This is a genomic window from Rhizobium sp. CB3171 (assembly GCF_029714265.1).
GTDB lineage: Bacteria > Pseudomonadota > Alphaproteobacteria > Rhizobiales > Rhizobiaceae > Rhizobium.
On the sequence record NZ_CP121653.1, the window covers coordinates 2,391,932 to 2,416,090 of the forward strand.

Consider the following 24,159-nt stretch of genomic DNA (forward strand, 5'->3'; position numbering starts at 1 on the left):
ACTGACATGACGACTGAAACGAAGACCACTAAGGCGGCCAAAGGAATTTCCCGCCGCTCGCTTTTGAAGACCGGCGCTGCCGCCGCCGGCGCGATCGCCGGCTCCGGCCTCATCACCGGCTTTCCGACCATCTGGGCGCAATCGAACATCACGCTTCGCCAGTTCGGCACCGGCGTTTCGAACATCAATGCCATTGCCGAAAAGTGCAAGGCCGATCTCGGCATCACACTGGAAATGACGGCAACCGACTCCGACGCCGCCGCCCAGCGCGCCGTCACCCAACCTGACAGCTATGACATTGCCGACATCGAATACTGGATCGCCAAGAAGGTCTTCCCAACCGGCGTTCTGCAGCCGATGGACGTCAAGAAGCTCAAATATTACGACAAGATCGTGCCGCTGTTCATCAACGGCAAGCTGAAGTCGGACAGCGTCATCGCCCAGGGCACGGCGCCACACACGGTCGGCTTCGTCGAAGCGCAAGGCTCCAAGAAATTCGCCAAGGAGCCGACGCAGTGGATGACGATGGTTCCGACCATCTACAACGCCGACACGCTCGGCATCCGTCCGGACCTGACCGGTCGTCCGATCACAAGCTGGGCCGACATTCTCGATCCCACTTTCAAGGGCAAGACCGCGATCCTCAATATCCCGTCGATCGGTATCATGGATGCCGCGATGATCATGGAAGCCGCCGGCAAGATCAAATATGCCGACAAGGGCAACATGACGAAGGCGGAGATCGACAAGACGATCGACTTCCTGATCAAGACCAAGGGTGACGGCCAGTTCCGCGCCTTCTGGAAGTCATTCGACGAAAGCGTCAACCTGATGGCGTCGGGCGAAGTCGTCATCCAGTCGATGTGGTCGCCGGCCGTTGCTGCTGTGCGCTCCAAGGGGATCGCCTGCACCTTCCAGCCGCTCAAGGAAGGCTATCGCGCCTGGGGCGGCGGCCTTGGCCTCGCCTCGCATCTGAAAGGCGCGCAGCTCGACGCCGCTTACGAATACATCAACTGGTACACCTCCGGCTGGGTCGGCGGCTACCTCAATCGCCAGGGCTACTACTCGGCCTGCATGGAAACGGCCAAGCAATTCATGTCGGCCGACGAATGGGGCTACTGGATCGAAGGCAAGCCGGCGCAGGGCGATATCCTGTCTCCGGAAGGCAAGGTCATGGAGAAGGCCGGCGCCGTTCGCGACGGCGGCTCGTTCGAAGCCCGCATGGGCGCGGTCGCCTGCTGGAACTCGGTGATGGACGAAGACCGCTACATGGTCCGCCGCTGGAACGAGTTTATCGCCGCCTAAGCACCACCCCCAAATCAAATCCTCTCCCCGCAAGCGGGGGGAGGAAGCCGCTAACGGAGAGACCGGGACATGGCGACGATCGCCTCCTCAGAAACAGATCAGGCACCACGGAAAGCAGGTGGCCATTTCGGCGTGCCGCTATGGCTCGTCTCCTATCTGCAGGCAGCGCCGCTCTTTCTGATCCTGGGTTTCTTCTTCCTGCTGCCGATCGCGATGATCGGTGTCGTCAGCTTCTGGGACTATGATTTCGCCGGTCTCTATCCCGCCTTCCTGACCACGAATTACACCGATACGCTCGGTTCTTGGGTCACCTGGAAGACCTATCTCAATACGCTGAAATTCACCGCCATCGTCTGGGTATTGACGCTGGTGATCGGCTTCTGGGTTGCCTATTTCCTCGCCTTCCACATCCGCCGCACATCGACGCAGATGGTGCTTTTCCTCGTCTGCACAGTGCCTTTCATGACATCGAACATCATTCGCATGATCTCCTGGATCCCGGTGCTCGGACGCAATGGCCTCGTTAATTCGACCCTGATCCAGATGGGCCTCATACCGAAGCCGATCGAATGGCTGCTCTATTCCGATTTCGCCGTCGTGCTCGCCATGGTGCATCTCTATACGCTGTTCATGGTGACGCCGATCTTCAACACGCTGATGCGCATCGACCGCTCGCTGTTCGAAGCGGCGCGCGATGCCGGCGCCAGCGGCTGGCAAATCCTCTGGAACGTGGTGATCCCCCTTGCCAAGCCCGGCATGGCGATCGGCACGATCTTCGTCGTAACGTTGGTCATGGCCGATTTTTCGACCGTGCAGGTCATGTCCGGCGGCCAGAGCGCCTCTATCGCGCTGATGATGAAAAACCAGATGTCGCTTCTGCAATACCCAGCCGCGGCAGCGAATGCCGTCGTACTGCTGGTCCTCGTCCTGCTGATGGTCTCCGCCATCCTGCGCGTCGTCGATATCCGCAAGGAGCTTTGAGATGAACCGCGAAAAGCGCAGCCTGGAATTCTATGTCCTGGCGATCTTTTTCCTTGTCTTCGTGCTGTTTCTCTATGGCCCCCTCTCGGCGATCCTTATCCTTTCCTTCCAGGGACCGGATGGCGGCCTGACCTTTCCGCTGAACGGTGTCTCTCTGCATTGGTTTGCGAATCTGTTCGAGAAGCAGGCGGTCGGCGATTTCGGCGCCTCGTTCCGCCGATCCCTCATGCTCGGGCTGATGGTGATGATCGTCACCGTCGTCGTGTCGCTGCTGGCAGGCCTGGCCTTCCGCCGCCGCTTTCGTGGATCATCATTGCTGTTCTACGCGACGGTCGCCAGCCTGGTGGTTCCGTCGATCATCATCTCGCTCGGCATCGGCGTCGTTTTCCAGCAGGGCGGTCTTGCTCCGGCCTGGTATTCCTCGGGCTTCGGCGCGCATCTGACCTGGACGCTGCCCTTCGGCGTGCTGATCATGTTCGCCGTCTTCAACCGCTTTTCACCGGCTTACGAGGAGGCTGCGCGCGATCTCGGGGCGACCTCATGGCAGACCTTCCGCCATGTCGTGCTGCCGATGATCACCCCGAGCCTGATCGGCGTCGGCCTATTCGGCTTTACGCTGTCCTATGACGAGTTCGCGCGCAGCCTGATGACATCCGGCACCTACAACACGCTGCCGCTCGAAATCTACGGCATGACCACCAACGTCACCACGCCCGTGCTTTATGCGTTGGGAACTGTGACCACCCTCTTTTCCTTCACCATCATTCTCGTGGCGCTCGGCATCATGGCCATGCTCGGCCGCCGGCAGGCCAAGAAAAGCTGAGATCATGCGTTTATTGCTCATCAATCCGAATACCAGCGCGTCGATGACCGAAAAGGCTGCGATTGCCGCCCGCGCCGTCGCTGCGTCTGGAACGGACATCATTGCCGCCACGTCACGGATGGGACCAGCTTCTATCGAGGGATATTATGACGGCGCGCTCGCCGTTCCCGGCCTGTTGAGCGAACTCAAGGAACGACTGACGATAGGCTATGATGCGGCAATCATCGCCTGTTTCGATGATACCGGCCTCGAGGCCGCCCGGTCGTTTTGCGATGTCCCCGTTCTGGGGCTTTGCGAGTCCGCCGTCGCGACCGCTGGCTTTCTCGCCCAGCGCTTCACGGTCGTGACAACGCTGGAGCGTTCACGTGTCCTGATCGACAATCTCGTTCAACGCTACGGCATGGGCGGTCGGGCGAAGGTGCGTGCTTCCGATATCGCCGTGCTGGAACTCGAACATGCCGCATCCGGGGCGATCGGCAAGTTGCGAGCGGAAATCGAACGAGCGCTGGAAGAAGACGGGGCGGAGGCGATCGTGCTCGGCTGCGCCGGCATGACTGATCTTGCGCACGAGTTGCAGGCGATCTACGGCGTCCCGGTGATCGACGGCGTCGCGGCGGCGGTGAAACAGGCGGAAGCACTGGTGTCGCTCGGCCTCTCCACCAGCAAACGCGGCTCCTATGCCTCGCCGCTGCCGAAGCCCTTTAGCGGCGCGATGAGCGATTTCGCGCCAAGGAAACTAGCTGTCTGAAGGCCGGCACGAAGATCATGCCCTGCTCGCTCAATCAGTAAAGTAGAGCGGCAGTTTCTCACCAACAAAGCGCAATGCGTTATTTTCCGATGCAGCTCTTTGGCGGAGCCATACTCTCGCGCGGGATCAGCCTGCTGCGGATGACAACACGCCTGTCCCGCTCCTTCTTTTCCTGTCCGATGGCATCAAGCAGGCGCGCCACGGCAACCTGTCCCATCTCCTCGAATGGCTGTTCGATCGTCGAGAGCGGCGGAAAGCAAAACTCGCATACCGGTGCGCCATCGAAAGAAACCACCGACAGATCCTCGGGAATTCGCAACCCCGTGTGCTGTATGCGACTGATGAAAGAAATCGCCATGTCATCGCTTGTCGCAATCACCGCTGTCGGCTTGTCCGTCAGCCGCGCGAAGTCGGCCGCCGCCTGAATGCCGATCTTGAAGCCTTCCTGGTAGTCGAGGTTACCGCCGGATCGCGACACCGCCTCCTCAGAAAGCTCGGCATCGCGCAAGGCTTCGATCACGCCGCCATAACGTTCAACGTCGTGATAATTGCCCTCCGGACCGGCGATATAGAGAAACCGTTTATGGCCCAGTCTGATCAGCTCGGTTGTCACGTCCCGTACCGCCTCACGATCATTCGTCACGACACTCGGCACCCCGGCGTCGCTCATGTCGAGCAACATGGAGACGATCGGCAAGCCCGCATTGGCTAAGGAGCGTCCATCGACCTCAGGCAGTTTCGACGACAGGATGATGGCGCCGCGAATGGTGCCGCCGAAGGCCAGGTTGAGAATATGCCTTTCCGATTCCGCATCGCGGCCCAGATTGGCGATCATCAGATTGTAGCCATTCTGCAGCAAGGCCTTGTTGATGCTTTGCAGAACTTGGGGAATGACTTGGGAAACACCGTAATAGAGTGATCCGGGAAGGATGATCATGATGGTGCTGGATTTGCCGACCCTGAGGCCGCGGGCCATAGCATTCGGCGTGTAGCCCAGTTGCTTGGCGGCCGCATCGATCTTGACGCGAGTCTTCTCGTTGACGCGCCCGGGATTGGCAAGTGCGCGGCTGACCGTGGAAATTGCCACTCCAGCCAGCCGCGCGACATCCGCCATTAAAGGCCCTGATTGCTCCTCCACCGGCATATCTTTGTTTTTTTTCAATTTTTTCTTCCTTCCCGATGCCTGCTGCGCCGGATGCTACGGTAATCGCAGCCATATAGCAAACGATTGCCAAAAACCGCTTGCATAAAAAAACGACTTGTCTACTATCTGGGCATGGCAAACGATTGCCAATGACAGCGCATTGAAATCATTATGGATTATTCGTTGTGGACCTCAACTCCACAACCGATCCCCCATGCCCGGAGAACGGATAGCGTCATGACCTCAACCGAACGGCTTCGCTTTGGCGTCGATCTCGTCACCTTTTTCCACCCCGGTTTCTGGGGCGTGAAGGACTATGACAGCATCATTGCACTCTCCCGAAGCGAACCCCGCGTTTTTTGGGACAAGATCCTTGATGCCGTGCAGGCTTCCGGCGTTAGCGGCGTGGAGTTGACCTTTTCGCCGTTCAACTGGCAGGACGCGACGAAGACCTACGGCTCGGTGGAGGCTTTCGCCGCCGAGCTTTCCAGGCGCGGACTGACACTGGCGAGCGGCTTTTTCGCAGAGCTGGAAGCGGCGGGCGATTTTACGGAGGCGAACGCACAGGCTGCCATCATCGAAAAGGCGGAGAAATACGCTGAATTCCTCAAAGCCTGCGGCAGCGATATCATGGTCATCGGCGCGCCGCTGCGTCAGACGCTCGGCGCCCAGCCGGTGCGGTTCTTCGATTTCGAGCAGGCGCGCAAGATTGCCGATTTCCTCAATCGCCTTGGCGCAGTTCTTTATGCGAAGGGCGTGCGGCTGGCCCTTCACACCGAGGCGCACTCGATCTTCGCTGCTTCCCGCGATGTCGATCTGCTGATGCTGCTGACAGACCCGGCTTACGTGCATATGTGCCCGGACACAGCCCATATCATCGTCGCCGGCTCGGACCCGCTGCAGGTCGTCGAGCGTCATCACGAGCGCATGATCATCGCCCACTGGAAGGATGCACTCGGACCTATGCCGGCCGATACCCCGATCGACGAGCACATCCATGATCGCCATCACCCCTATTTCTGCGGCTTCGGACTCGGCCGCGTCGATTGGCCGGGCTGGATCAGGCTGTTGCGAGACCGCGGCTATGAGGGCTGGGCCATTCTCGAGCTCGATGCCGCACCGGATCCGGTCGCCGACATCGCAAATGGGCTCAAGCTCGTGCGGCAGGCGCTTTTGCCGACCTATCGCTGATTTTCATGACCCGAAAACCAAAAGCCCCGCCAAGAGGGCTTTCTTGAAGAGGTGGAACGATGAAAAATACAATGAAGCTCCTACTGGTGGGAGCCGCCGTGCTCTCGGCAGCCATTTCCTCGGCCCGTGCCGAAGACAAGCCGAAAGCCGAGGTGATGACCTCCTGGACCTCCGGCGGAGAAGCGGCAGCTCTGGACGTCATTAAACAGGAGTTTGAAAAACGCGGCGGGATCTGGAAGGATTCGTCCATTGCCGGTTTCGGCGCGGCCGATGCAGCGTTTCAGAACCGCTTGGTCGCTGGCGATCCGCCGGCCGCCAAGCAGACCGTGCTCGGTCTCGCCAATGCGGACTTCGTCAGTCAGGGCCTTCTGAGCCCCATCGATGGCATCGCGAAAGCCGGAAAATGGGCGGATGTCCTGCCGAAATCGATCGCCGACCTCATTTCATACAACGGCCAGGTCTATCTTGCGCCCACCGGCGCCCATGGCGAAAGCTGGGTATTTTATTCCAAGGAGACCTTCGCCAAGGCCGGCGTGAGCGAAGAGCCCAAGAGCTGGGACGAATTCTTCGCGGCTCTCGACAAGCTCAAGGCCGCCGGCGTACAGCCGGTCGCCTGGGGCGGCCAATCCTGGCAGGAATCCAAGGTCTTCAACATGATCCTGCTGACACAGGTCGGCATCGACGGCTTCCTGAAGATCTATGTCGACAAGGACAAGGGCGAGGCATCGACAGAAGGCGTGAAAAAGACGCTCGATATTCTCGGCAAGCTGCGTGCCTATGTCGATGAAGGTGCCGCAGGGCGCAACTGGAACGACGCTACCGCCATGGTCATCACCGGAAAGGCCGGCGTGCAGTTCATGGGCGATTGGGCCAAGGGCGAATTTGTTGCCGCCGGCAAGGCGCTCGGCAAGGACTATGGCTGCATGCTCGCCCCGCAATCGCCGGGGATGGTCTATGTCGCCGATTCCTTCTCATTCCCGAAGATCGCCGATGCGGCTTCACAGAAGGGCCAGACACTGCTCGCGGAGGTCGCCATGGATCCTGCCATCCAGGTCGAATTCTCGCTCAAGAAGGGTTCCGTGCCGATGCGCACCGACGTCGATAAGTCGAAGCTCGATATATGCGCGCAGAAAGGACTGGAATTGATGAGCGCGGGCAAGATCGTGCCGGACCAGGCTCTGATCCTCTCCCCGCAGCAAGCCGGCGCACTCAACGACTTTGTGGACGAGTTCTGGACCAACCCTTCGGAAGATAGCGCCTCCGGCGCCGAGAAATTCTTCGCGATCTTCGAATAGGGCCTCGTCAGGCGCCGACCGGCAGGGACGCCGGTCGGCTCTGCCTATTCCTTTTGAGAGAATTTGTTGAGAGAGTTTGCCGATGCAAGCCAAGCGCAGACGTTCCCTTGCTGCGACCTGTGCGCTCCTGCCGACATGGATCGCCGCGATTTTCGTCTATATCGGCACCATGGTCTGGTCGGTGCGGCTGTCCTTCACGGATTCGACGATCTTCCCGTCGTCCAACTATGTCGGCTTTGCCCAATATACCAGGCTGTTTAAGAATTCGCGCTGGCTCGCCTCATTGGAAAATGTGCTGATCTTCGGCGCGCTCTATGTCGCAGGCTGCCTCGCCCTCGGCTTCGTGCTGGCAGCCGCCCTTGACCGCAAGGTCCGCTTCGAAAGCATGTTCCGCACCATATTCCTCTATCCCTATGCCATGTCCTTCGTGGTCACGGGCCTCATCTGGCAGTGGATGCTGAACCCGACCCTCGGCATTCAGGCCACCGTCCGGGCGTTTGGCTGGCAAGGCTTCGTCTTCGACTGGATCGTCAATCGTGACATGGCGATCTATACCGTCGTCTTCGCCGGTGTCTGGCAGGGGGCTGGCCTTGTCATGGTCATCGCGCTCTCCGGCATGCGCGGCATCGGCGAAGAGCAATGGAAAGCGGCCCAGATCGACGGAATACCGATCTGGCGCATCTATCTCTCCATCATCCTGCCGCAGCTTGGGCCGGCGCTTGCGGCATCGGGCATGCTGCTCTCCATGGGCGTGATCAAGACCTATGATCTGATCGTGGCGCAGACCGGCGGCGGACCCGGCTATTCGACGGAAGTGCCTGCAAAATTCATTATGGACAATCTGTTCGAACGCCAGAACCTCGGACTGGCGAGCGCGGGAGCCACGGTCCTGGTGCTCTCCGTCATCATCGCCGTTGCACCGTTTCGCTATGCGCTTGCCATGCGCGCCAGAAGAAGGGGAGCGCGTTGATGGCAGCCCTTCACGCCCGCGGCCCGAAACCTTCGCGACTGACAGCCGGCCAGATCGGGCTCTATGCCTTCCTGATCCTTTCGGCGCTGTTTTTCCTGTTGCCGCTCTACACGATGCTCGTCACCTCCTTGAAAACGATGGAGGAAATCCGTCAGGGCCGTATCTTCGCCTGGCCCAGCGCGGTCACTTTCGATGCATGGAAGACAGCGTGGTCTGGAGCCTGCATGGGCACGCAATGCCTTGGCGTGCGCATCGGATTCTGGAATTCGGTGAAGATCACCGTACCGGCCGTGGCGATTTCCGTCTTCATCGGTGCGATCAACGGTTATGCCCTGTCCTTCTGGCGACCGAGGGGATCGGGCCTGCTCTTCGGACTTCTGATGGCCGGCGGCCTCATCCCCTATCAGATCTTTCTTTATCCGCTGGTGCGCCTGCTTGCCAATCTGAGCCTTTATAACTCGGTGGCAGGCGTCGTCCTGGTTCATGTCATTTTCGGTCTGCCCTTGGTGACGTTGCTATTTCGCAATTATTTCGTCGCCATCCCCGAAGAGCTCTGCAAGGCCGCCCGCGTCGACGGCGCCGGTTTCTGGCGGATCTTCGTCGAGATCATGCTGCCCATGTCGGTACCGATGGTCGTCGTCGCCTCCATCTTCCAGTTCACCGGCATCTGGAACGACTTCCTGATCGGCCTGGTCTTTGCCGGGCGGGACAATCTGCCGATGACCGTGCAGCTCAACAACATCGTCAACACCACAATGGGCGAGCGCGCCTACAACGTGAATATGGCGGCCACCATCCTGACCGCCGTCGTTCCACTCGCCATCTATTTCTTCTCCGGCCGCTGGTTCCTGCGTGGTGTCGCCGCCGGCGCCGTCAAGGGATAACGCCATGCAGCCTGCCGTATCCGTAAAAGACCTCAAGATTGCCTATGGCGACCATACTGTCATCGAGAAGCTCTCCATCGACATTGCTCCGCGCGAGTTTCTTGTGCTTCTGGGTCCGTCCGGCTGCGGAAAGTCGACGCTGCTCAACTCCATCGCGGGTCTTCAGGACATCAGCGATGGCGAAATCTGGATATCGGACAAGAACGTCACCTGGGCCGAACCGAAGGACCGCGGCATCGGCATGGTGTTCCAATCCTATGCCCTCTACCCGCGCATGTCGGTGCGCAAGAACCTGTCCTTCGGCTTGCGCGTGGCGGGCCTTCCCAACGCCGAGATCGAGGCGCGCATTGCCCGAACCGCTTCGCTTCTCCATCTCGACACACTGCTCGATCGCCGCCCTTCGGAACTGTCTGGCGGCCAGCGCCAGCGCGTCGCAATCGGCCGCGCCCTGGTGCGCGAGGTCAACGTCTTCCTATTCGATGAGCCGCTTTCCAATCTCGATGCCAAGCTACGCAACGAATTGCGCGTCGAGATCAAAAAGCTGCATCAGAGCCTGGGCAACACGATGATCTATGTGACGCATGACCAGGTCGAAGCGCTGACCCTGGCCGACCGCATCGCCATCATGAAGGACGGTGTAATCCAGCAGCTTGCCAGCCCATCCGAGATCTACCATCGCCCCGCAAACCTTTTCGTTGCCGGTTTCATCGGCGCACCGGCGATGAACTTCATCAAGGGCGAGATCGCCATCAAGACCCAGACCCCGGTCTTTGAAAGCAACGGCCTCACCATCGGCCTGAGCGGCTATCCATTTTTGGCACCCGTCAAGTCAGGTCCTGCTACGCTCGGCATCCGGCCGGAACACATCGCGCCGGACGGCGCTGCAAGCGGTTGGCCCGCTATTTCCGGCATCGTCTCGGTCGTCGAGCCAATGGGAGCAGACACCGTGCTGTGGTTCGACTGGGCGGGACAAAGTCTCTCCTACCGCATCATGGGGGATGCCGCACTTCAGCCGGGCACGACGATCAACCCAGGGCTCGATATCGCCAAAGCCTCCCTCTTCGACGCCGATGGCGCCCGCCTCTAAAGCCACTTTCACCTCATACGGAAGCTACCCATGTCTCAGACTGTCTACGACGCGCTGGTGATCGGTTCCGGCGCCGCCGGCTCCTTCGCCGCCAAAGAATTGACCGCTCAGGGGCTTTCAGTGCTTTTGCTCGAAGCTGGTCCCGCAGTAAGCCAGAAGGATTTTGATCCGACTCGCAAGAAACTGCCGGCCAGCAGCATCAACATATGGGAGCGCGCACGCGCGACGATAAAGGGTCAGCCCATCCAGGCGCGCCGCCTTCTTCACCGAGCGTTTCAGCCATTTCTTCGTCAATGACCGAAAGAACCCTTACACCACGCCAAAGGATGCGCCGTTCCTCTGGATCCGCGGCAGGCAGGGCGGCGGTCGCCTGCACAGTTTCGGTCGCGTGCTGCTGCGCTGGACGGATGACGACTTCAAGATCCAGTCGCGAACAGGTAAAGGCGTGGACTGGCCGGTCAGCTATGACGATCTCGTGCCTTACTACGAGGAGATTGAAGCCGGCCTTGGGCTCTACGGCAATCCCGATGGTGTAGAGACGCTGCCGGACGGCATCTATGCGCGCCCGGCAAAACTCACACCGGCCGAACAAATCTTCAAGAGCGAAGTGGAAGGTCGCTGGCCGCAGCGGCATGTCGTGTCCTGGCGCTATATCGCGCCGGACGCAGAGCGTACGCCGAAACCCTTGAGGGAGGCGCTCGCGACCGGGCGGCTGACCATCCGCCACGATGCGATCGTCCGCCGCATCGCGACGGACGAGCGAGGCACCCGGGCAACCGGTGCCGAGTTCATCGATCGCGTCACCGGCAAGGTCGAGACCGTGCATGCTGCCCTCGTGGTGCTGTCGGCTTCGCCGATCGAAAGCGTGCGGCTGCTTTTGAATTCGGCATCCGCCAGGCACCCAGAGGGACTGGGCAACAGCTCTGGCGCGCTCGGGCGTTATTTCATGGATCAGTTGCCATGCCTTGCCTTCGGCTCCTTCGGCAAGGCAAAAGGATGGGCGACCGACGATTCCGCCCCGACCGATCCTTTCTACAATCCCTCGGGCGGCATCTTCGTGCCGCGCTTTGGAACCGGCGATGCCGGTCGCGGCGATTTCGACTACCAGGGCAGCATCGGCCGGACGCCGACGCCCGATGACAAGCCGTCGCGGCTGGCATTCTTTGGCTTTGGTCGCATGCTGCCCTACGCGGACAATCGCATTACCCTCAACGCGCGACGCAAAGATGCCTGGGGGATCCCCGTTCCCCATATCCGCTGCCTCATGGGCCAAGAAGAGCACGCGCTTCTCCGCCAGCAGGAAGAGGTGCTCATCGACATGGTGCGAAGCGTCGGCGGCGATCTCGAGTTCATCGGCTCCCCCACCGGCCTCATGGAAATGGGACGCGGCGCCTTCCCCGACGCCGATCCGTTCAGCCGCTTCATGTTCCGAAAATGGTTCCGCAAGACTATGTGCATGGGAGCAGCAATCCATGAAACCGGCGGAGCGCGGATGGGGAGCGACCGGGGGAGTTCGGTGCTGAACCCTTACAACCAGCTTTGGGATGTTCCCAATGTCATCGTCACCGACGCCAGTGCCTTTCCCGGCAGTGGCATCGCGGGCACGACACTTACCGTCATGGCGTTGACGGTCCGCGCCTGCCGGAATCTTGTCAGCCGACACTCAGCAAATCATACGTGAGCCCCGCACGTCAGATCGGTCAGGTGACCGCAAGCGTCTCGAATATCATCGAGCGGATCCACCGATGGCGCAGATCGCTATGCGTTCGTTCGTGCCAAACCGCGATCTTCGAAAATCCAGGAATGCTGACTGGCGACTCCTTCACCAAAATTCCCTCGACGCCTTCAACAAGACGTCGAGGAACAACGGCGATCAGGTCTGTACTGCGTAAGATTTCGGCAAGGATAAGGAAGCTAGTTACGGAAAGCGCGACCCGCCGTCGGCGGCCAAGGGAAGCCAAAGCGTCGTCGGTGACGCCCCAGAAGCGCTCGCCGGAATAAGATACGAGCGCGTGGTCCAGTGCGCAAAACCGGTCGAGATCGATCGGCCCACAAGCGTCTGGATGTCCCTCGCGCATGGCGCACACGTAGGTCTCGTCGAAGAGATGGCGCGCATGCAGGTCCGGCGGCGCAGTTTCCGGCGTCACGAGCGCCAGATCGAGATCGCCACGCTCGAACTGCATCTGTGCCCTATCGTGCTCCAAGGGCCGCACGGCCACGCGTACACCTGAGGAGACTGCCCTTAGCTTCGGCAGGAAAGGGAGGACAACAGCATGCAGCGCGTAGTCTGTCGCCGCGATAGACATTGTGAACTCCGCCGTAGCAGGATCGAATGTCGGCGGCTGAAGCAATGCTTCTACGTCGCCCAGGACTTGTTTAACCGGCCCAGCGAGTTCCATCGCTCTCAGCGTCGGCACAACCCCGCGCTGGGTTCGGACAAAGAGCGGATCATCGAAGCTCACTCGCATTCTCGTGAGCATACCGCTGACCGCAGGCTGAGTAAGGCCGAGCCGTTCGGCGGCGCGAGTAACACTGCGTTCGTCCAATAGGGCGTCAAGCGCCTTGAGGAGATTGAGGTCCAGGGATCTGTTATCTCGCATTCTTATATCCATCATCATGAATGCCAATTTCCCTTATGTCTGCATATTTGGCATTACGGAGCAATACGAAACGAGCACGACCTCCAGCAGGCTGCAGTATGAGGAATTTCCGAATGATGAATGCAATTCAATGGCCGGAAGGCTACCTTCCAGGCTTCACTGAAAACTTCTCCTCCAACGAGGTCATCGCCGCCGATCTTCAGGTTGCTGATGTCTGGCCACAGCTCAGTCAAGCCACGCTCTGGCCAAGCTACTATCCCAATTCCGCGAATGTCCGCTTCTACGACGGCAAAGGGCCGGAACTGGAAGAAGGCGTGCGCTTTTATTTTGAGACCTTTGGATTTCCCGTCGAAGCTGAGGTCGTCGAATACGTGCCTCCAACGAAAGGAAAGCCGGGTCGTGTCGCCTGGCATGGCTGGGCTGGTGAAGGCGAGACCCGTCTCGACGTCCATCACGCGTGGCTGATCGAGGAACTGGCGGGCGGGCGGGTTCGCGTTCTCACCCAGGAGACACAAAAGGGCAAGCCTGCCGAAGATCTGGCAAAGACCAAGCCCAACCCCATGATCAACGGCCACCAAGACTGGCTGGATGGTTTGATCGCTGCCGCTCGCACGGCCACGAGATAGTGGCAAGATAGCGCCTATAAGAAGCGAATGCCAAGATCCACCTCCCGCTCGATGGCGCGGATCGATTCATCGTCGTCGCTGACGGCGGCCGAGCAACAGGCGGCCGACGTCGACGATGCGCTCAAGACCAATCCAAAATCGCAGCCGCTGACCCAGTAGCCCATCCCGATTTACGTCTTCTGTTACGTCCGCAACGTCCGCGTTTACCGTAACGTACTTCCACGGGAACCTTATCGGGAGAAGTGTGGCGTGGTCGAATACGACATCCAGTTTCGGCAGCGCCAGACACTGCCCGACCAAAGGAGACCGTAATGTTGAACGACCACGACATGGCGAGGAGGACGTGATGAACACGGCCTTCTCTCGACGCCTCCTCGGTGCCACCGCGGCTCTCGCTATGACGCTCGGCGCAATTTCGCTTGCGTCATTCCCGGTCCATGCACAGCAGGCTGCACCGTCTGCAACAACGCCGGCAACAGACAATGCCGGCTCGAAGCCGAACATTCTCGTCATCTTCGGCGACGATATCGGCCAGACGAACATCAGCGCCTATTCCTTTGGCGTCATGGGCTACCGGACGCCGAACATCGACCGCCTTGCCAAGGAAGGGACGATGTTTACGGACTACTACGCCGAAAACAGTTGCACGGCAGGGCGCTCGACCTTCATCACCGGTCAGGTCTGCCTGCGCACCGGCCTTTGCAAGGTTGGTATCCCGGGCGCAACGGTCGGCCTCCAGCCCCGCGACATCACGATCGCGCAAGCCCTGAAGCCGCTCGGCTATGCAACGGGCCAGTTCGGCAAGAACCATCTCGGCGATCGGGACGAATTCCTGCCGACCAACCACGGGTTCGACGAGTTCTATGGCAATCTTTACCATCTCAATGCCGAGGAGGAGCCGGAACGGCCCTACTATCCGAAAGATGACCAGGAATTCGTCCGCACGAACTCTCCGCGCGGCGTTCTCAAGGCGTCATCGGACGGCAAGATCGAAGACACTGGCGCTTTGAACCGGAAACGCATGGAGACGGTCGATGACGAAACGACGGCCGCCGCCATCGATTTCATGCAAAGGAAGGCAAAGGAGGGTAAGCCCTTCTTCACCTGGATGAACACGACCCGAATGCATGCTTTCACCCACGTCCGGCAATCCATGCAGGGCCAAAGCGGCATGCCCGGCAACGACTATGCCGACGGTATGATCGAGCACGACGGCGACGTCGGCAAACTGCTGAAAGCACTGGACGATCTCAACATCGCCGACAATACGATCGTGCTATACACGACCGACAACGGCCCGAACCAATGGTCATGGCCGGATGCCGCAACGACGCCGTTCCGAAGTGAAAAGGATACAAACTGGGAAGGCGCTTTCCGGGTACCCGCGATCATCCGTTGGCCCGGCCATGTAAAGGCGGGTGAAACATCCAATGAGATGGTATCCGGACTTGACTGGTTCCCGACGTTGCTCGCGGCTGCCGGCGACCCCGACATCAAGGACCGCCTTCTCAAGGGAACGGCGATTAGCGGCAACCAGTTCAAGGTCCATCTCGACGGCTATAATCAGCTTCCATATCTGACAGGGCAACAGCCGAAATCGGCCCGTACCGAATTCTTCTACTTCGATGACGACGGCCAGCTTGTCGCCTATCGCTTCGGCGACTGGAAGCTCGTCTTCTGCGAACAGCGTCAGCCGGGCGGTTTTCAGGTTTGGGCCAATCCGTTCACATGCCTTCGCGCTCCGAAAACCTTCAATCTTCGAATGGACCCTTATGAGCGGGCGGATATCGTTTCCGACCAGTATTATGACTGGTACGCCAAGAATGCCTATCTCGTGCAGTATGGCGTCTGGCGGGTGGCTCCATTCCTGCAAACTTTCCGCGAGTATCCGCCCAGCCAGCGGCCGGCCAGCTTCAGCGTGGACCAGATGATCGACGCACTGATGAAATCGCTGGAACAAAGTCCGGCGACAGCCAAGTAGTTCGGCGAACCCCATCGACGGGCGTGGCCTGAAGGCCTCGCCCGCTTCCAATATGGACGGGACGAGCATGACCGCACGTGACGACATTATCGCGCTGAGCGCACGGATTGGCCGGTCGATCATCGGCCAGGAGGCGATGGTCGAGCGGCTTCTCCTTGGGCTGCTCGCCAATGGCCATCTTCTGGTCGAGGGCCTGCCGGGGTTGGCGAAGACGCGCGCCATCAAGAGCCTGGCGAGGAATCTCGACGCCGAGCTCTCGCGCATCCAGTTCACACCGGACCTGCTGCCGGCCGATATCACCGGCTCGGAGATCTATTTCAGCGAGGGCGGCAGGGGCGAGTTCAAGTTTCAGCAGGGACCGATTTTCGCCAGCCTGATCCTCGCCGACGAGATTAATCGCGCGCCCGCAAAGGTGCAGTCGGCCTTGCTGGAAGCGATGGAGGAGCGGCAGGTAACCGTCGGGGGCAAGAGCTATCCTCTGCCCGCGCTTTTCATGGTGATGGCGACGCAGAATCCGATCGAGCAGGAGGGTACCTATCCCCTGCCCGAAGCGCAGCTCGACCGCTTCCTGATGCATGTGGAGGTCGGCTATCCCAACGAAACATCCGAAGGAGCAATCATGCGGCTCAATCGCGATGAGGAAAACGAAGCGCATGGAGAGGGCAAGCCCACGCCGCAGCAAAGGCTTGATCCGCAAGCAATATTCGAGGCACGCAAGGAGATAGGAGCGGTTGCCGTCTCCGATCCCATCGAGAAATACATCGTCGCTTTGGTCTTCGCCACGCGATACCCCGACAGATATGACAAGGACCTCGCCAAATTGCTGCAGGTCGGTGTCAGCCCGCGCGGCGTCATCGGTCTCGACAAAGTTTCCCGCTCCTATGCCTGGCTGAGGGGTCGCGACTATGTCATCCCCGACGACGTCAAGGCTGTTGTCAGCGACGTTTTCCGCCATCGCCTGATCCTCTCCTACGAGGCTCATGCCTCCAACACCGCGCCAGATCAGGTCATCGACCGCATCGTCGAACTCGTGGCGGTTTCATGAGGAACGGCCATGGCTCGCAACGAAGGCAGCACAGGCGTCCATGTCAGCACCGAGCAGCTCGTCGCTCTCGAGCGCCAGGCTCGCGACCTGACCTTCGTCCAAAAGGCGCGGAGCCATCGTCAACTTTCCGGCCGGATGCGCTCGTCGATGCGTGGCCGGGGCCTGAGTTTTGAGGAACTGCGCGACTATCTGCCGGGGGACGACATCCGCACAATCGACTGGCGGGTCACGGCACGCACCAGCAGGCCGGCAGTCCGCGTCTACACGGAAGAGAAGGAACGGCCAGCGCTGATCGTCGTCGACCAGCGCATCAACATGTTCTTCGGCAGCCGACGGTCGATGAAATCGGTGACCGCAGCGGAGGCGGCCATGCTCTGCGCCTGGCGGATTCTCGGCTCCGGCGACCGGGTCGGCGGCTTCGTGTTCAACGACAGCGAGATTGTCGAGCTCAGGCCGCACCGCAGCCGGGAAGCCGTCATGGGCCTTGCCGACAGGATTGCCCGCCAGAATACAGGGTTGAGCGCTGCCTATGCCGGAACGCCCGGTCTCGCCGCGCTCGACGCCGTTGCTGCCCGCGTCGCGAACATCGCTCATCATGATCATCTCGTCGTCTTCATCAGCGACTTCGATGGTCATACGGGGGCGACACGCAACACGCTGCTGCGCCTCTCGGCACATAACGACGTGATCTGCCTCCTCGTTTACGATCCCTTCCTTCTGCAGTTGCCGCAATCGGGCAACATCGTGATCAGCGGCGGCAGTCTTCAGGCAGAACTGATACTCAGACAAGGCGACGTCCGGCAAGCGATCGATCGCTTCGCACGTGAGCGCGGCCGGGAACTGCGGTCCTGGCAACGAGAGCTTGGCCTTCCAATGCTGCCGATTTCAACCGCGGAAGAAACCGCGCCGCAGCTCCGCCGCCTGCTGGAGCAATCCGCCTGGCGGCAACGGAGGCGATGACCATGGGACCAGCCACTCCGACGACCGATCCGATGACCGAGATCGCCCTGCGATCCCTCAGGGACATCGCCGTGCCACCGCCGGTCTCGTGGATGCCGCAGACCTGGGGATGGGCCGTATTGGCGGCAATTCTCCTTGTCGTTCTCTTGGTCGTCTTTCTGCGCTGGCTGAAGGCCTATCGCGCAAACGCCTATCGACGCGAGGCGCTCGCCCAACTCGCCGAGATTGAAGAGAAAATCCGCGATCCGGTCGCGCGAGGAGACGGGCTGCGCGAACTCGCCGCCCTTCTGAAGCGCGTCATGCTGGCCGGCTGGGGCCGGCCGGCCGTGGCAGAGATCGCCGGCGCGGCCTGGGTTCGCTTCCTGAGCGAACATGGCGACGAGAAAGCGAGTACCGCCCTGGAAAGACTGCTCGACGATCTTGAATACCACGGCAATGCAGAGCCGCCGCCGGATGTCGTCGACCAAGCGGTCCCGGCCGCACGAAGCTGGATCGGACACCATCATGTATCAGCTTGACCATCCATGGCTGCTGTTTCTTCTTCCCGTGCCGCTGTTCGTCTGGTGGCTTCTTCCAGCGCATCGGCAAACGTCGGAGGCCGTTCGCATCCCCTTCTTCGAGCAGGTTGCAGACGCCGCCGGCATCCGTCCGACGGAAGGTTCGGTCATCCCGCGCCGGACTTGGCTACAGTTGATCGTCGAGACGCTCGCTTGGTGCCTGATGCTGCTCGCCCTCGCGCGTCCGCAATTCGTCGAGCCGCCGATCGAGAAGGTCGAGCCGCAGCGAGACATCATGCTCGCACTCGACCTATCGCAGTCGATGGATACGAAGGATTTCCGCGCCGCGGACGGAAGCACTGAGGCACGCGTCGATGCCGTTAAGAAGGTCGTCTCCGATTTCGTATCGAAGCGACCCGGCGACAGGATCGGCCTCGTCGCCTTCGGCGATGCGCCATATCCGTTGGTCCCCTTTACCATGGACCATGCCACCTTGCAGACGATGATCGCCGAGATCGTGCCGGGCATCGCAGGTCCCCGCACGTCGCTCGGCGACGCCATCGGGCTGGCGATCAAGATGTTCGAAAAGACGACCGTTCCGGAGAAGGAATTGATACTGCTGACCGACGGCAACGACACCGCCAGCAAGATGCCGCCTGCCAAGGCTGCCGGAATCGCCAAGACCAAGGGGATCGTTGTTCATACCGTCGGAATCGGTGATCCGGCCGCGACCGGCGAGGACAAGCTCGATACAGAAATGCTCCGAAAGATCGCCACAGGCACCGGTGGGCGCTACTTCTTTGGCGAAGATCAAACCGCGCTCGCTGCCATCTACGACGTGCTCGACCGGATTACGCCGGTGAACCAGAAGACGCTTTCCTGGCAACCGCGCATAGAACTCTTCTATTGGCCTCTTGGTGCATCAATCGCGCTCATCGTGGTCTATTATGGACTGTGCGGCATCCGCAGCCTCCTGCATAGAGAGGTGGCGGCATGATCGAGGACTTCCATTTCCTGCGTCCATGGTGGCTGCTGGCGCTTGCGCTTCCGGTCGCGTTGCTCTGGCTGTCCTCCCGCTCCGGCGATGCCCGCAACCGATGGAAAGGGATCATCGCGCCGCACCTGCTCGACAGCCTCGTCATCAAGGGAAGGGGCGGCTCCCGGTTTCGGCCTTCCTGGCTCCTTGCCGCCGCGATGGCGGCAGCAGCGATCGCGACATCAGGACCAACCTGGGAGCGGGAGGTTCCACCGTTCGTCGAAAATACGGCGCCGCTCGTCATCGCCGTCGACCTGTCGGTGACGATGAATGCGATCGACGTTACGCCTTCGCGGCTTGAGCGCACCAAGCTGAAAATCAGGGATGTCATCGCGGAGCGGCAAGGTGCGAGGACGGCTGTCGTCGCTTATGCGGGAACGGCGCATCTCGTCCTTCCTTTCACAGAGGACGCCTCTCTCACCGAAACCTACACGGATGCCCTGGCGACGCGCATCATGCCCGTCCCCGGCAAGGATTCGACTAGGCCGCTCCAGCTTGCCGAAGAGCTCCTCTCGAAGGAGGAGACGACCGGCACGATCCTGTTCATGACAGACGGTATCGAGCAGAGAGCATTTGAAGCTTTCAAACGCGGAGCGGGCCGCAGCATTGTCGTACTCGGCGTCGGCACGGCGGCAGGCGGTCCCGTCAAGACACCGGACGGCGGCTTCGAGACGGATGCGGGCGGCGGACGCATCTTCGCCAAACTCGATGTCGAGGGTCTGAAGCGCCTGCATACGCAGACGGGCACGGAGGTCGCGACAATCACCGACGACGACACGGACGTGCGCTGGATAATGCAGCGCATCCGGACGAATTTCGAACAGAAGCAGGCTAAGGAAGGCGATCGCTGGCGCGATATGGGATGGTGGGCGGTCATCCCCCTCGTCATTCTCTACGCGGCATCGTTCCGGCGCGGCTGGGTCGTACGCTTTGCCGGCATCGTTCTTGCTGGGAGAATGGTGATGCCCACCGAGGTCGATGCCGGCAGCCTCGCGGACATGTGGTTGACATCAGACCAGCAGGGCCGGCTTGCCTACGAGCGCAGCGATTATGCAGCGGCATCGGCGCATTTTCTCGATCCGATGTGGAAGGGCACCGCGCTCTATCGCGCCGGCAAATACGCGGAAGCCGTCGACGCCTTCGCCGCCGTCGACACTGCGGAGAGCTGGTATGATCAAGGAAACGCGCTGCTTCACCTGGAACGGTTCGACGAGGCGGTCGCTGCTTACAAGAGGGCGCTGGATGGGCGAAAGGGCTGGCCGGACGCGCAGGCGAATCTCGCAATTGCCGAAGCGCTGCTAAAGGCGAAACAGGAGGAGGAACAGGACGAGCAAGGGGAGCCGAACGAGAAACCCGATCAGGTGCAATTCGACGACAAGGGCAAACAGGGCAAGCAAGGAAGGATCGACATCGCCGAACAGACGTCGGAGATGTGGATGAAGAATATCCAGGTGAGCCCGGCGGATCTCATGGCACGGAAGTTCTCCCTCGAAACGCGGGAAAAGACGCCATGAGATCGGCAGCCATGGGCCTTGCCCTCTCTCTGTTGGCCGCCACTTCCTGCTTGGCGGCGGAACCTTTCGCTCGTGCAAGCGTCGATGACGACGGCCAGATTGTGCCTGGCCAGCAGGTGCACGTCATCGTCGACGTCTTCGTTCCGGATTTCTTTACCTCGCCTCCGCAGTTCCCGCTGTTCGACCTTCCCAACGCCGTCGTCACGCTCGCGAACGAGCGCCCGCAAAATCTGCTGCAGACCATCGATGGCGTTCAATATTCCGGAATTCGCAGGACCTATGCCGTCGTTCCGGAGGTATTGGGAACGTTCACCCTGCCGTCGGTGCCGATCGAGCTCGGCTATTCGGAAGACGGGAGACGGGTCAAGGGAACGGTGCAACTCCCCTCCATCGGCTTCAATGTCATCGGTTCGGCATCCGGACAACAGACACCGGCCTTTGCCGCCAGGCAGATTGCGCTCACCCAGTCCTTCGACCGGAATCCCTCACAGCTTAAGGTCGGTGATGCGATCGTGCGGACTGTGACCGTCTTCGGCGAGGATACACAGGCCATGATGATACCGCAGGTCGTCATCGGCGAGGCTGCCGGTCTCAGGCAATATCAAAAGCCACCGCAGATCGCGGATAACATCGTGAGCGGAAATACGACGGGAAGCAGGCGCATAGAGACCATCGTCTACACGGCGGACAAGGCCGGCACCTTCCGCATCCCCGCGGTTTCCTATCCATGGTTCGATGTCGACGCGCATCAGGCCAGGACCACCACGTTGCCGACTGTGGCCGTCACCGTCATCGATGCACCGGCATCGTCCGACATCATCGCGCCCGAGCTTCGGCAGGAGACGGCGCCGAGCCGTTCCCGAACCTTGACGGCCGCGGCACTGGCCTCGGGCTGCGCTCTTTGCGTTGCCGTCCTATGGGCGGGTCGGCGCTTCCTGCCACGGTTTTCAAACGGAATGCGAGCCTGGCGTCGCCCGCGCCCAAACTCGGAACACGTGGAATTCAAGCGGCTGATGAACTCAATCGCCGGTGATGAAGAGAGTGCCGTCTATCAGGCTTTGATGCGCTGGACACGAGTGGTCGGCTATTCCTCGATTTCGACATGGATGACCGCCTCGTCCGATCCCGACTTGGGATCGCAGATAGAGGCCATAGAAAAAGCCCTCTTCGGTTCCGGAACCGATGGCGCTCCATTCGACCGGCAGGCGTTGGCGGATGCTGTTCGCAGGTCGCACATCGCAAAACCTGCTCCAGGCAGCTTGCGGGGCGGTGCCCTGCCACCGCTCAATCCAGGCGCGGCTTCGCCCACTTCCGTAAATTTACGCCGGTGGTAACATTTGCCGCCGGGCATTTACCGTAACGTACTTCCGAACAGCCGCATCGAAGGCAAAGCTGTTCTTTCAATTTCGGAGGCAAGGATGGCTTTGGCATTCGAAAACGAGCGGACAGCGGACGGCGGCCCCGAGGGCATGGTCTGGATCCCCGGCAGGACCTTCACGATGGGATCGGACAACCACTATCCGGAGGAGGCCCCTACCCATCCGGTAAGGGTCGACGGCTTCTGGATCGAGGAAACGCCGGTGACGAACCGGAAGTTCGTGGCATTCGTCGACGCCACCGGCTACGTGACTTTCGCCGAGAAGGCTCCCGATCCCAAAGACTATCCGGGCGCACGCCCCGAAATGCTGAAGGCAGGATCGCTCGTCTTCTTCCAGCCGAAGAATGTTGCTGGCCCGGACATAACGCAGTGGTGGAAATTCAAGTTCGGCGCGAACTGGCGCCGTCCGCTCGGCGGACTGAGTGACCTGCGTGGGAAGCTGGACCATCCTGTTGTCCATATCGCCTGGTGTGATGCCAAGGCCTATGCGGACTGGGCAGGCCTCGATTTGCCGACCGAGGCGGAGTGGGAACTTGCCGCCCGCGGTGGCCTGGACGACGCCGAATTCGCCTGGGGGGATGAACTCATGCCCGACGGTCGCCCGATGGCCAATACGTGGCAGGGAACATTTCCGACGCTCAGCACCAAGCCCGCGGGAAAAGAACGGACCTCGCCCGTGCGCTCTTTCCCCCCGAACGGCTACGGCCTTTACGACATGATCGGCAATGTATGGGAGTGGACCTCCGATTATTGGTCAGCGCGGCACACCGAACCTGCCGCCAAATCCTGCTGCATCCCGAGCAATCCCCGCGGCGGACCGGCAGACGCGAGCTACGACCCCATGCAACCGCAGATCCGCATCCCTCGGAGGGTGCTGAAGGGCGGCTCGCATCTTTGTGCGCCCAACTATTGCCGTCGTTATCGCCCCGCCGCCCGCCATGCCGAGCCGGAGGATACGTCCACAAGCCATGTCGGCTTCCGCTGCGTGAAAAGAACGACCGCGTGACAGGAGATATCCGATGAGACCGATCCGGAACACCGAAACGATCCTCGCCTCGCTGATTGTTGCCGTGTTTACGCTGGCGGCGGGCTTCGTCAGTCCCGCCTTCTCGCAGGAGTCGCTGCCGTCATGGAACGACACGGCCGCGAAGAGCCGCATCATGGCCTTCGTCAAGGCAACGGTGACGGATGGCGGCGAAGGCTACGTCGCGCCTGAAGATCGCATCGCCGTCTTCGACAATGACGGTACGCTCTGGGCCGAACAGCCCTATTACGTCCAACTCGGCTTCATGCTGGACCGGGTGAAGACATTGGCGCCGCAACACCCGGAATGGAAGGAGAAAGAACCGTTCAAATCCATCCTTGCCGGCGACCTGAAAGGGATCGCAAAGAGCGGCGAGAAGGGCATCGTCGAACTCGGCATGGCAACGCATGCCGGAATGACGACCGACCAGTTCGCCTCGATCGTCACGGACTGGTTCGCAACGGCGAAACATCCGAAAACAGGCAAGCCGTATACCGAGATGACGTATCTGCCGATGCGCGAACTGCTCGACTATCTGCGCGCCAACGGCTTCAAGACCTACATCGTCTCCGGCGGCGGCGTGGAGTTCATGCGGCCGATTACGGAAAAGGCCTATGGCATCCCGCCGGAACAGGTGGTGGGAAGCACGATCACCACCGAATTCGATATCGTCGACGACGTACCTGTCCTGAAGCGTCTGCCGGAGATCGACTTCATCGACGACGGCCCTGGCAAGCCTGCCGGTATCAACAAGTTCATCGGGCGCAAGCCGATCTTCGTTGCAGGCAATTCCGACGGCGATTACGAGATGATGCGGTGGACGACCGCGGCGAAGAGCCCGGGCTTTGCGATGCTGATCCACCATACGGACGGCGATCGCGAATATGCCTACGACCGCCAGTCCGCGTTTGGGAAGCTGGACAAGGCGCTCGACGAAGCCGGACGCCGCAACTGGCTGGTCGTTGACATGAAGAATGACTGGAAGAAGATCTTCGCTTTCGAATAGTCAGGGCTGATGGCGGCAAGCCGGGGGCCGGGCCTGCCTGCCCTCCCCCGGTCAGAAGTGGAAT

The 24,159-nt window shown here is 60.6% G+C and carries 22 protein-coding genes and 1 pseudogene; 21 read left to right on the forward strand and 2 right to left on the reverse strand.

Annotated features, from left to right (window positions below; translation table 11 throughout):
- Positions 1–6 precede the first annotated feature (6 nt).
- The 4 genes from QA648_RS30040 (at position 7) to QA648_RS30055 (ending at position 3,857) form a co-directional block, all read left to right on the forward strand.
- Positions 7–1,305, forward strand: a complete 1,299-nt coding sequence (locus QA648_RS30040) for a PotD/PotF family extracellular solute-binding protein (RefSeq protein ID WP_283052567.1) — start codon at positions 7–9, stop codon at positions 1,303–1,305.
- A 69-nt stretch (positions 1,306–1,374) separates the two neighbouring features.
- Positions 1,375–2,286: an ABC transporter permease gene (locus QA648_RS30045; protein WP_104827614.1), complete on the forward strand. Its 912-nt coding sequence runs from the start codon at positions 1,375–1,377 to the stop codon at positions 2,284–2,286.
- Between the two features lies 1 nt (position 2,287).
- Positions 2,288–3,109 (forward strand): ABC transporter permease, encoded by an 822-nt coding sequence (locus QA648_RS30050; RefSeq protein ID WP_104827615.1) that lies wholly within the window; start codon positions 2,288–2,290, stop codon positions 3,107–3,109.
- 4 nt (positions 3,110–3,113) lie between these two features.
- Entirely contained in the window at positions 3,114–3,857 is a 744-nt protein-coding gene (locus tag QA648_RS30055) for an aspartate/glutamate racemase family protein (protein ID WP_104827616.1), read from the forward strand.
- Positions 3,858–3,936: 79 nt separating this feature from the next.
- Here QA648_RS30055 and QA648_RS30060 read toward each other — a convergent pair whose 3' ends face one another.
- On the reverse strand, positions 3,937–5,019 hold the full coding sequence (locus QA648_RS30060; RefSeq protein WP_104827617.1) for a LacI family DNA-binding transcriptional regulator: 1,083 nt from the start codon (positions 5,017–5,019) through the stop codon (positions 3,937–3,939).
- Positions 5,020–5,238: 219 nt separating this feature from the next.
- Between QA648_RS30060 and QA648_RS30065 the strand changes: the two genes are divergently transcribed.
- The 6 genes and pseudogenes from QA648_RS30065 (at position 5,239) to QA648_RS30090 (ending at position 12,109) form a co-directional block, all read left to right on the forward strand.
- Positions 5,239–6,192, forward strand: a complete 954-nt coding sequence (locus tag QA648_RS30065; protein WP_104827618.1) for a sugar phosphate isomerase/epimerase — start codon at positions 5,239–5,241, stop codon at positions 6,190–6,192.
- Positions 6,193–6,251: 59 nt separating this feature from the next.
- The gene (locus tag QA648_RS30070) at positions 6,252–7,487 is read left to right on the forward strand and encodes an ABC transporter substrate-binding protein (protein WP_283052569.1); all 1,236 of its coding nucleotides are present in this window, start codon (positions 6,252–6,254) and stop codon (positions 7,485–7,487) included.
- Positions 7,488–7,569: 82 nt separating this feature from the next.
- Entirely contained in the window at positions 7,570–8,457 is an 888-nt protein-coding gene (locus QA648_RS30075) for a sugar ABC transporter permease (protein WP_283052571.1), read from the forward strand.
- A complete protein-coding gene (locus QA648_RS30080) occupies positions 8,457–9,341 on the forward strand; it encodes a carbohydrate ABC transporter permease (protein ID WP_283052572.1) in 885 nt (294 codons plus the stop codon). The genes QA648_RS30075 and QA648_RS30080 overlap by 1 nt, the downstream gene beginning before the upstream one ends.
- Positions 9,342–9,345: 4 nt before the next feature.
- Positions 9,346–10,428 carry an ATP-binding cassette domain-containing protein gene (locus tag QA648_RS30085; protein ID WP_283052573.1) on the forward strand — a complete coding sequence of 361 codons (1,083 nt, stop codon included), beginning with the start codon at positions 9,346–9,348 and terminating at the stop codon, positions 10,426–10,428.
- Between the two features lie 30 nt (positions 10,429–10,458).
- Positions 10,459–12,109, forward strand: a pseudogene (locus tag QA648_RS30090) (GMC family oxidoreductase).
- A gap of 19 nt (positions 12,110–12,128) precedes the next feature.
- Here QA648_RS30090 and QA648_RS30095 read toward each other — a convergent pair.
- Positions 12,129–13,028, reverse strand: a complete 900-nt coding sequence (locus QA648_RS30095) for a LysR family transcriptional regulator (RefSeq protein ID WP_283052574.1) — start codon at positions 13,026–13,028, stop codon at positions 12,129–12,131.
- A 116-nt stretch (positions 13,029–13,144) separates the two neighbouring features.
- Between QA648_RS30095 and QA648_RS30100 the strand changes: the two genes are divergently transcribed.
- The 11 genes from QA648_RS30100 to QA648_RS30150 all read left to right on the forward strand — a co-directional run bounded on the left by QA648_RS30100 (position 13,145) and on the right by QA648_RS30150 (position 24,095).
- A complete protein-coding gene (locus tag QA648_RS30100) occupies positions 13,145–13,654 on the forward strand; it encodes an SRPBCC domain-containing protein (RefSeq protein WP_283054311.1) in 510 nt (169 codons plus the stop codon).
- A gap of 27 nt (positions 13,655–13,681) precedes the next feature.
- Entirely contained in the window at positions 13,682–13,813 is a 132-nt protein-coding gene (locus tag QA648_RS30105; protein WP_283052576.1) for a hypothetical protein, read from the forward strand.
- A 187-nt stretch (positions 13,814–14,000) separates the two neighbouring features.
- Positions 14,001–15,635, forward strand: coding sequence for an arylsulfatase (locus QA648_RS30110; RefSeq protein ID WP_283052578.1), 1,635 nt, complete (start codon positions 14,001–14,003; stop codon positions 15,633–15,635).
- 67 nt (positions 15,636–15,702) lie between these two features.
- Entirely contained in the window at positions 15,703–16,680 is a 978-nt protein-coding gene (locus tag QA648_RS30115) for a MoxR family ATPase (RefSeq protein ID WP_283052580.1), read from the forward strand.
- Between the two features lie 9 nt (positions 16,681–16,689).
- The gene (locus QA648_RS30120; RefSeq protein ID WP_283052581.1) at positions 16,690–17,640 is read left to right on the forward strand and encodes a DUF58 domain-containing protein; all 951 of its coding nucleotides are present in this window, start codon (positions 16,690–16,692) and stop codon (positions 17,638–17,640) included.
- Between the two features lie 2 nt (positions 17,641–17,642).
- Positions 17,643–18,158: a DUF4381 domain-containing protein gene (locus QA648_RS30125; protein WP_104827626.1), complete on the forward strand. Its 516-nt coding sequence runs from the start codon at positions 17,643–17,645 to the stop codon at positions 18,156–18,158.
- Positions 18,145–19,134 (forward strand): VWA domain-containing protein, encoded by a 990-nt coding sequence (locus tag QA648_RS30130; protein ID WP_283052584.1) that lies wholly within the window; start codon positions 18,145–18,147, stop codon positions 19,132–19,134. The genes QA648_RS30125 and QA648_RS30130 overlap by 14 nt, the downstream gene beginning before the upstream one ends.
- Positions 19,131–20,687 carry a VWA domain-containing protein gene (locus QA648_RS30135; protein WP_283052585.1) on the forward strand — a complete coding sequence of 519 codons (1,557 nt, stop codon included), beginning with the start codon at positions 19,131–19,133 and terminating at the stop codon, positions 20,685–20,687. Before QA648_RS30130 ends, QA648_RS30135 begins: the two co-directional genes overlap by 4 nt.
- The gene (locus tag QA648_RS30140; protein ID WP_283052587.1) at positions 20,684–22,021 is read left to right on the forward strand and encodes a BatD family protein; all 1,338 of its coding nucleotides are present in this window, start codon (positions 20,684–20,686) and stop codon (positions 22,019–22,021) included. Before QA648_RS30135 ends, QA648_RS30140 begins: the two co-directional genes overlap by 4 nt.
- An 84-nt stretch (positions 22,022–22,105) precedes the next feature.
- A complete protein-coding gene (locus QA648_RS30145; RefSeq protein ID WP_283052588.1) occupies positions 22,106–23,071 on the forward strand; it encodes a formylglycine-generating enzyme family protein in 966 nt (321 codons plus the stop codon).
- A gap of 13 nt (positions 23,072–23,084) precedes the next feature.
- Positions 23,085–24,095, forward strand: coding sequence for an HAD family hydrolase (locus QA648_RS30150; protein WP_283052589.1), 1,011 nt, complete (start codon positions 23,085–23,087; stop codon positions 24,093–24,095).
- Positions 24,096–24,159 lie beyond the last annotated feature (64 nt).

Bases quoted from the DNA above. Each gene is read 5' to 3' on its own strand.
- QA648_RS30040 (WP_283052567.1), top strand. From the start codon at position 7: ATGACGACTGAAACGAAGACCACTAAGGCGGCCAAAGGAATTTCCCGC.
- QA648_RS30045 (WP_104827614.1), top strand. From the start codon at position 1,375: ATGGCGACGATCGCCTCCTCAGAAACAGATCAGGCACCACGGAAAGCA.
- QA648_RS30050 (WP_104827615.1), top strand. From the start codon at position 2,288: ATGAACCGCGAAAAGCGCAGCCTGGAATTCTATGTCCTGGCGATCTTT.
- QA648_RS30055 (WP_104827616.1), top strand. From the start codon at position 3,114: ATGCGTTTATTGCTCATCAATCCGAATACCAGCGCGTCGATGACCGAA.
- QA648_RS30065 (WP_104827618.1), top strand. From the start codon at position 5,239: ATGACCTCAACCGAACGGCTTCGCTTTGGCGTCGATCTCGTCACCTTT.
- QA648_RS30070 (WP_283052569.1), top strand. From the start codon at position 6,252: ATGAAAAATACAATGAAGCTCCTACTGGTGGGAGCCGCCGTGCTCTCG.
- QA648_RS30075 (WP_283052571.1), top strand. From the start codon at position 7,570: ATGCAAGCCAAGCGCAGACGTTCCCTTGCTGCGACCTGTGCGCTCCTG.
- QA648_RS30080 (WP_283052572.1), top strand. From the start codon at position 8,457: ATGGCAGCCCTTCACGCCCGCGGCCCGAAACCTTCGCGACTGACAGCC.
- QA648_RS30085 (WP_283052573.1), top strand. From the start codon at position 9,346: ATGCAGCCTGCCGTATCCGTAAAAGACCTCAAGATTGCCTATGGCGAC.
- QA648_RS30095 (WP_283052574.1), bottom strand. From the start codon at position 13,028: ATGCGAGATAACAGATCCCTGGACCTCAATCTCCTCAAGGCGCTTGAC.
- QA648_RS30100 (WP_283054311.1), top strand. From the start codon at position 13,145: ATGAATGCAATTCAATGGCCGGAAGGCTACCTTCCAGGCTTCACTGAA.
- QA648_RS30105 (WP_283052576.1), top strand. From the start codon at position 13,682: ATGCCAAGATCCACCTCCCGCTCGATGGCGCGGATCGATTCATCGTCG.
- QA648_RS30110 (WP_283052578.1), top strand. From the start codon at position 14,001: ATGAACACGGCCTTCTCTCGACGCCTCCTCGGTGCCACCGCGGCTCTC.
- QA648_RS30115 (WP_283052580.1), top strand. From the start codon at position 15,703: ATGACCGCACGTGACGACATTATCGCGCTGAGCGCACGGATTGGCCGG.
- QA648_RS30120 (WP_283052581.1), top strand. From the start codon at position 16,690: ATGGCTCGCAACGAAGGCAGCACAGGCGTCCATGTCAGCACCGAGCAG.
- QA648_RS30125 (WP_104827626.1), top strand. From the start codon at position 17,643: ATGGGACCAGCCACTCCGACGACCGATCCGATGACCGAGATCGCCCTG.
- QA648_RS30130 (WP_283052584.1), top strand. From the start codon at position 18,145: ATGTATCAGCTTGACCATCCATGGCTGCTGTTTCTTCTTCCCGTGCCG.
- QA648_RS30135 (WP_283052585.1), top strand. From the start codon at position 19,131: ATGATCGAGGACTTCCATTTCCTGCGTCCATGGTGGCTGCTGGCGCTT.
- QA648_RS30140 (WP_283052587.1), top strand. From the start codon at position 20,684: ATGAGATCGGCAGCCATGGGCCTTGCCCTCTCTCTGTTGGCCGCCACT.
- QA648_RS30145 (WP_283052588.1), top strand. From the start codon at position 22,106: ATGGCTTTGGCATTCGAAAACGAGCGGACAGCGGACGGCGGCCCCGAG.
- QA648_RS30150 (WP_283052589.1), top strand. From the start codon at position 23,085: ATGAGACCGATCCGGAACACCGAAACGATCCTCGCCTCGCTGATTGTT.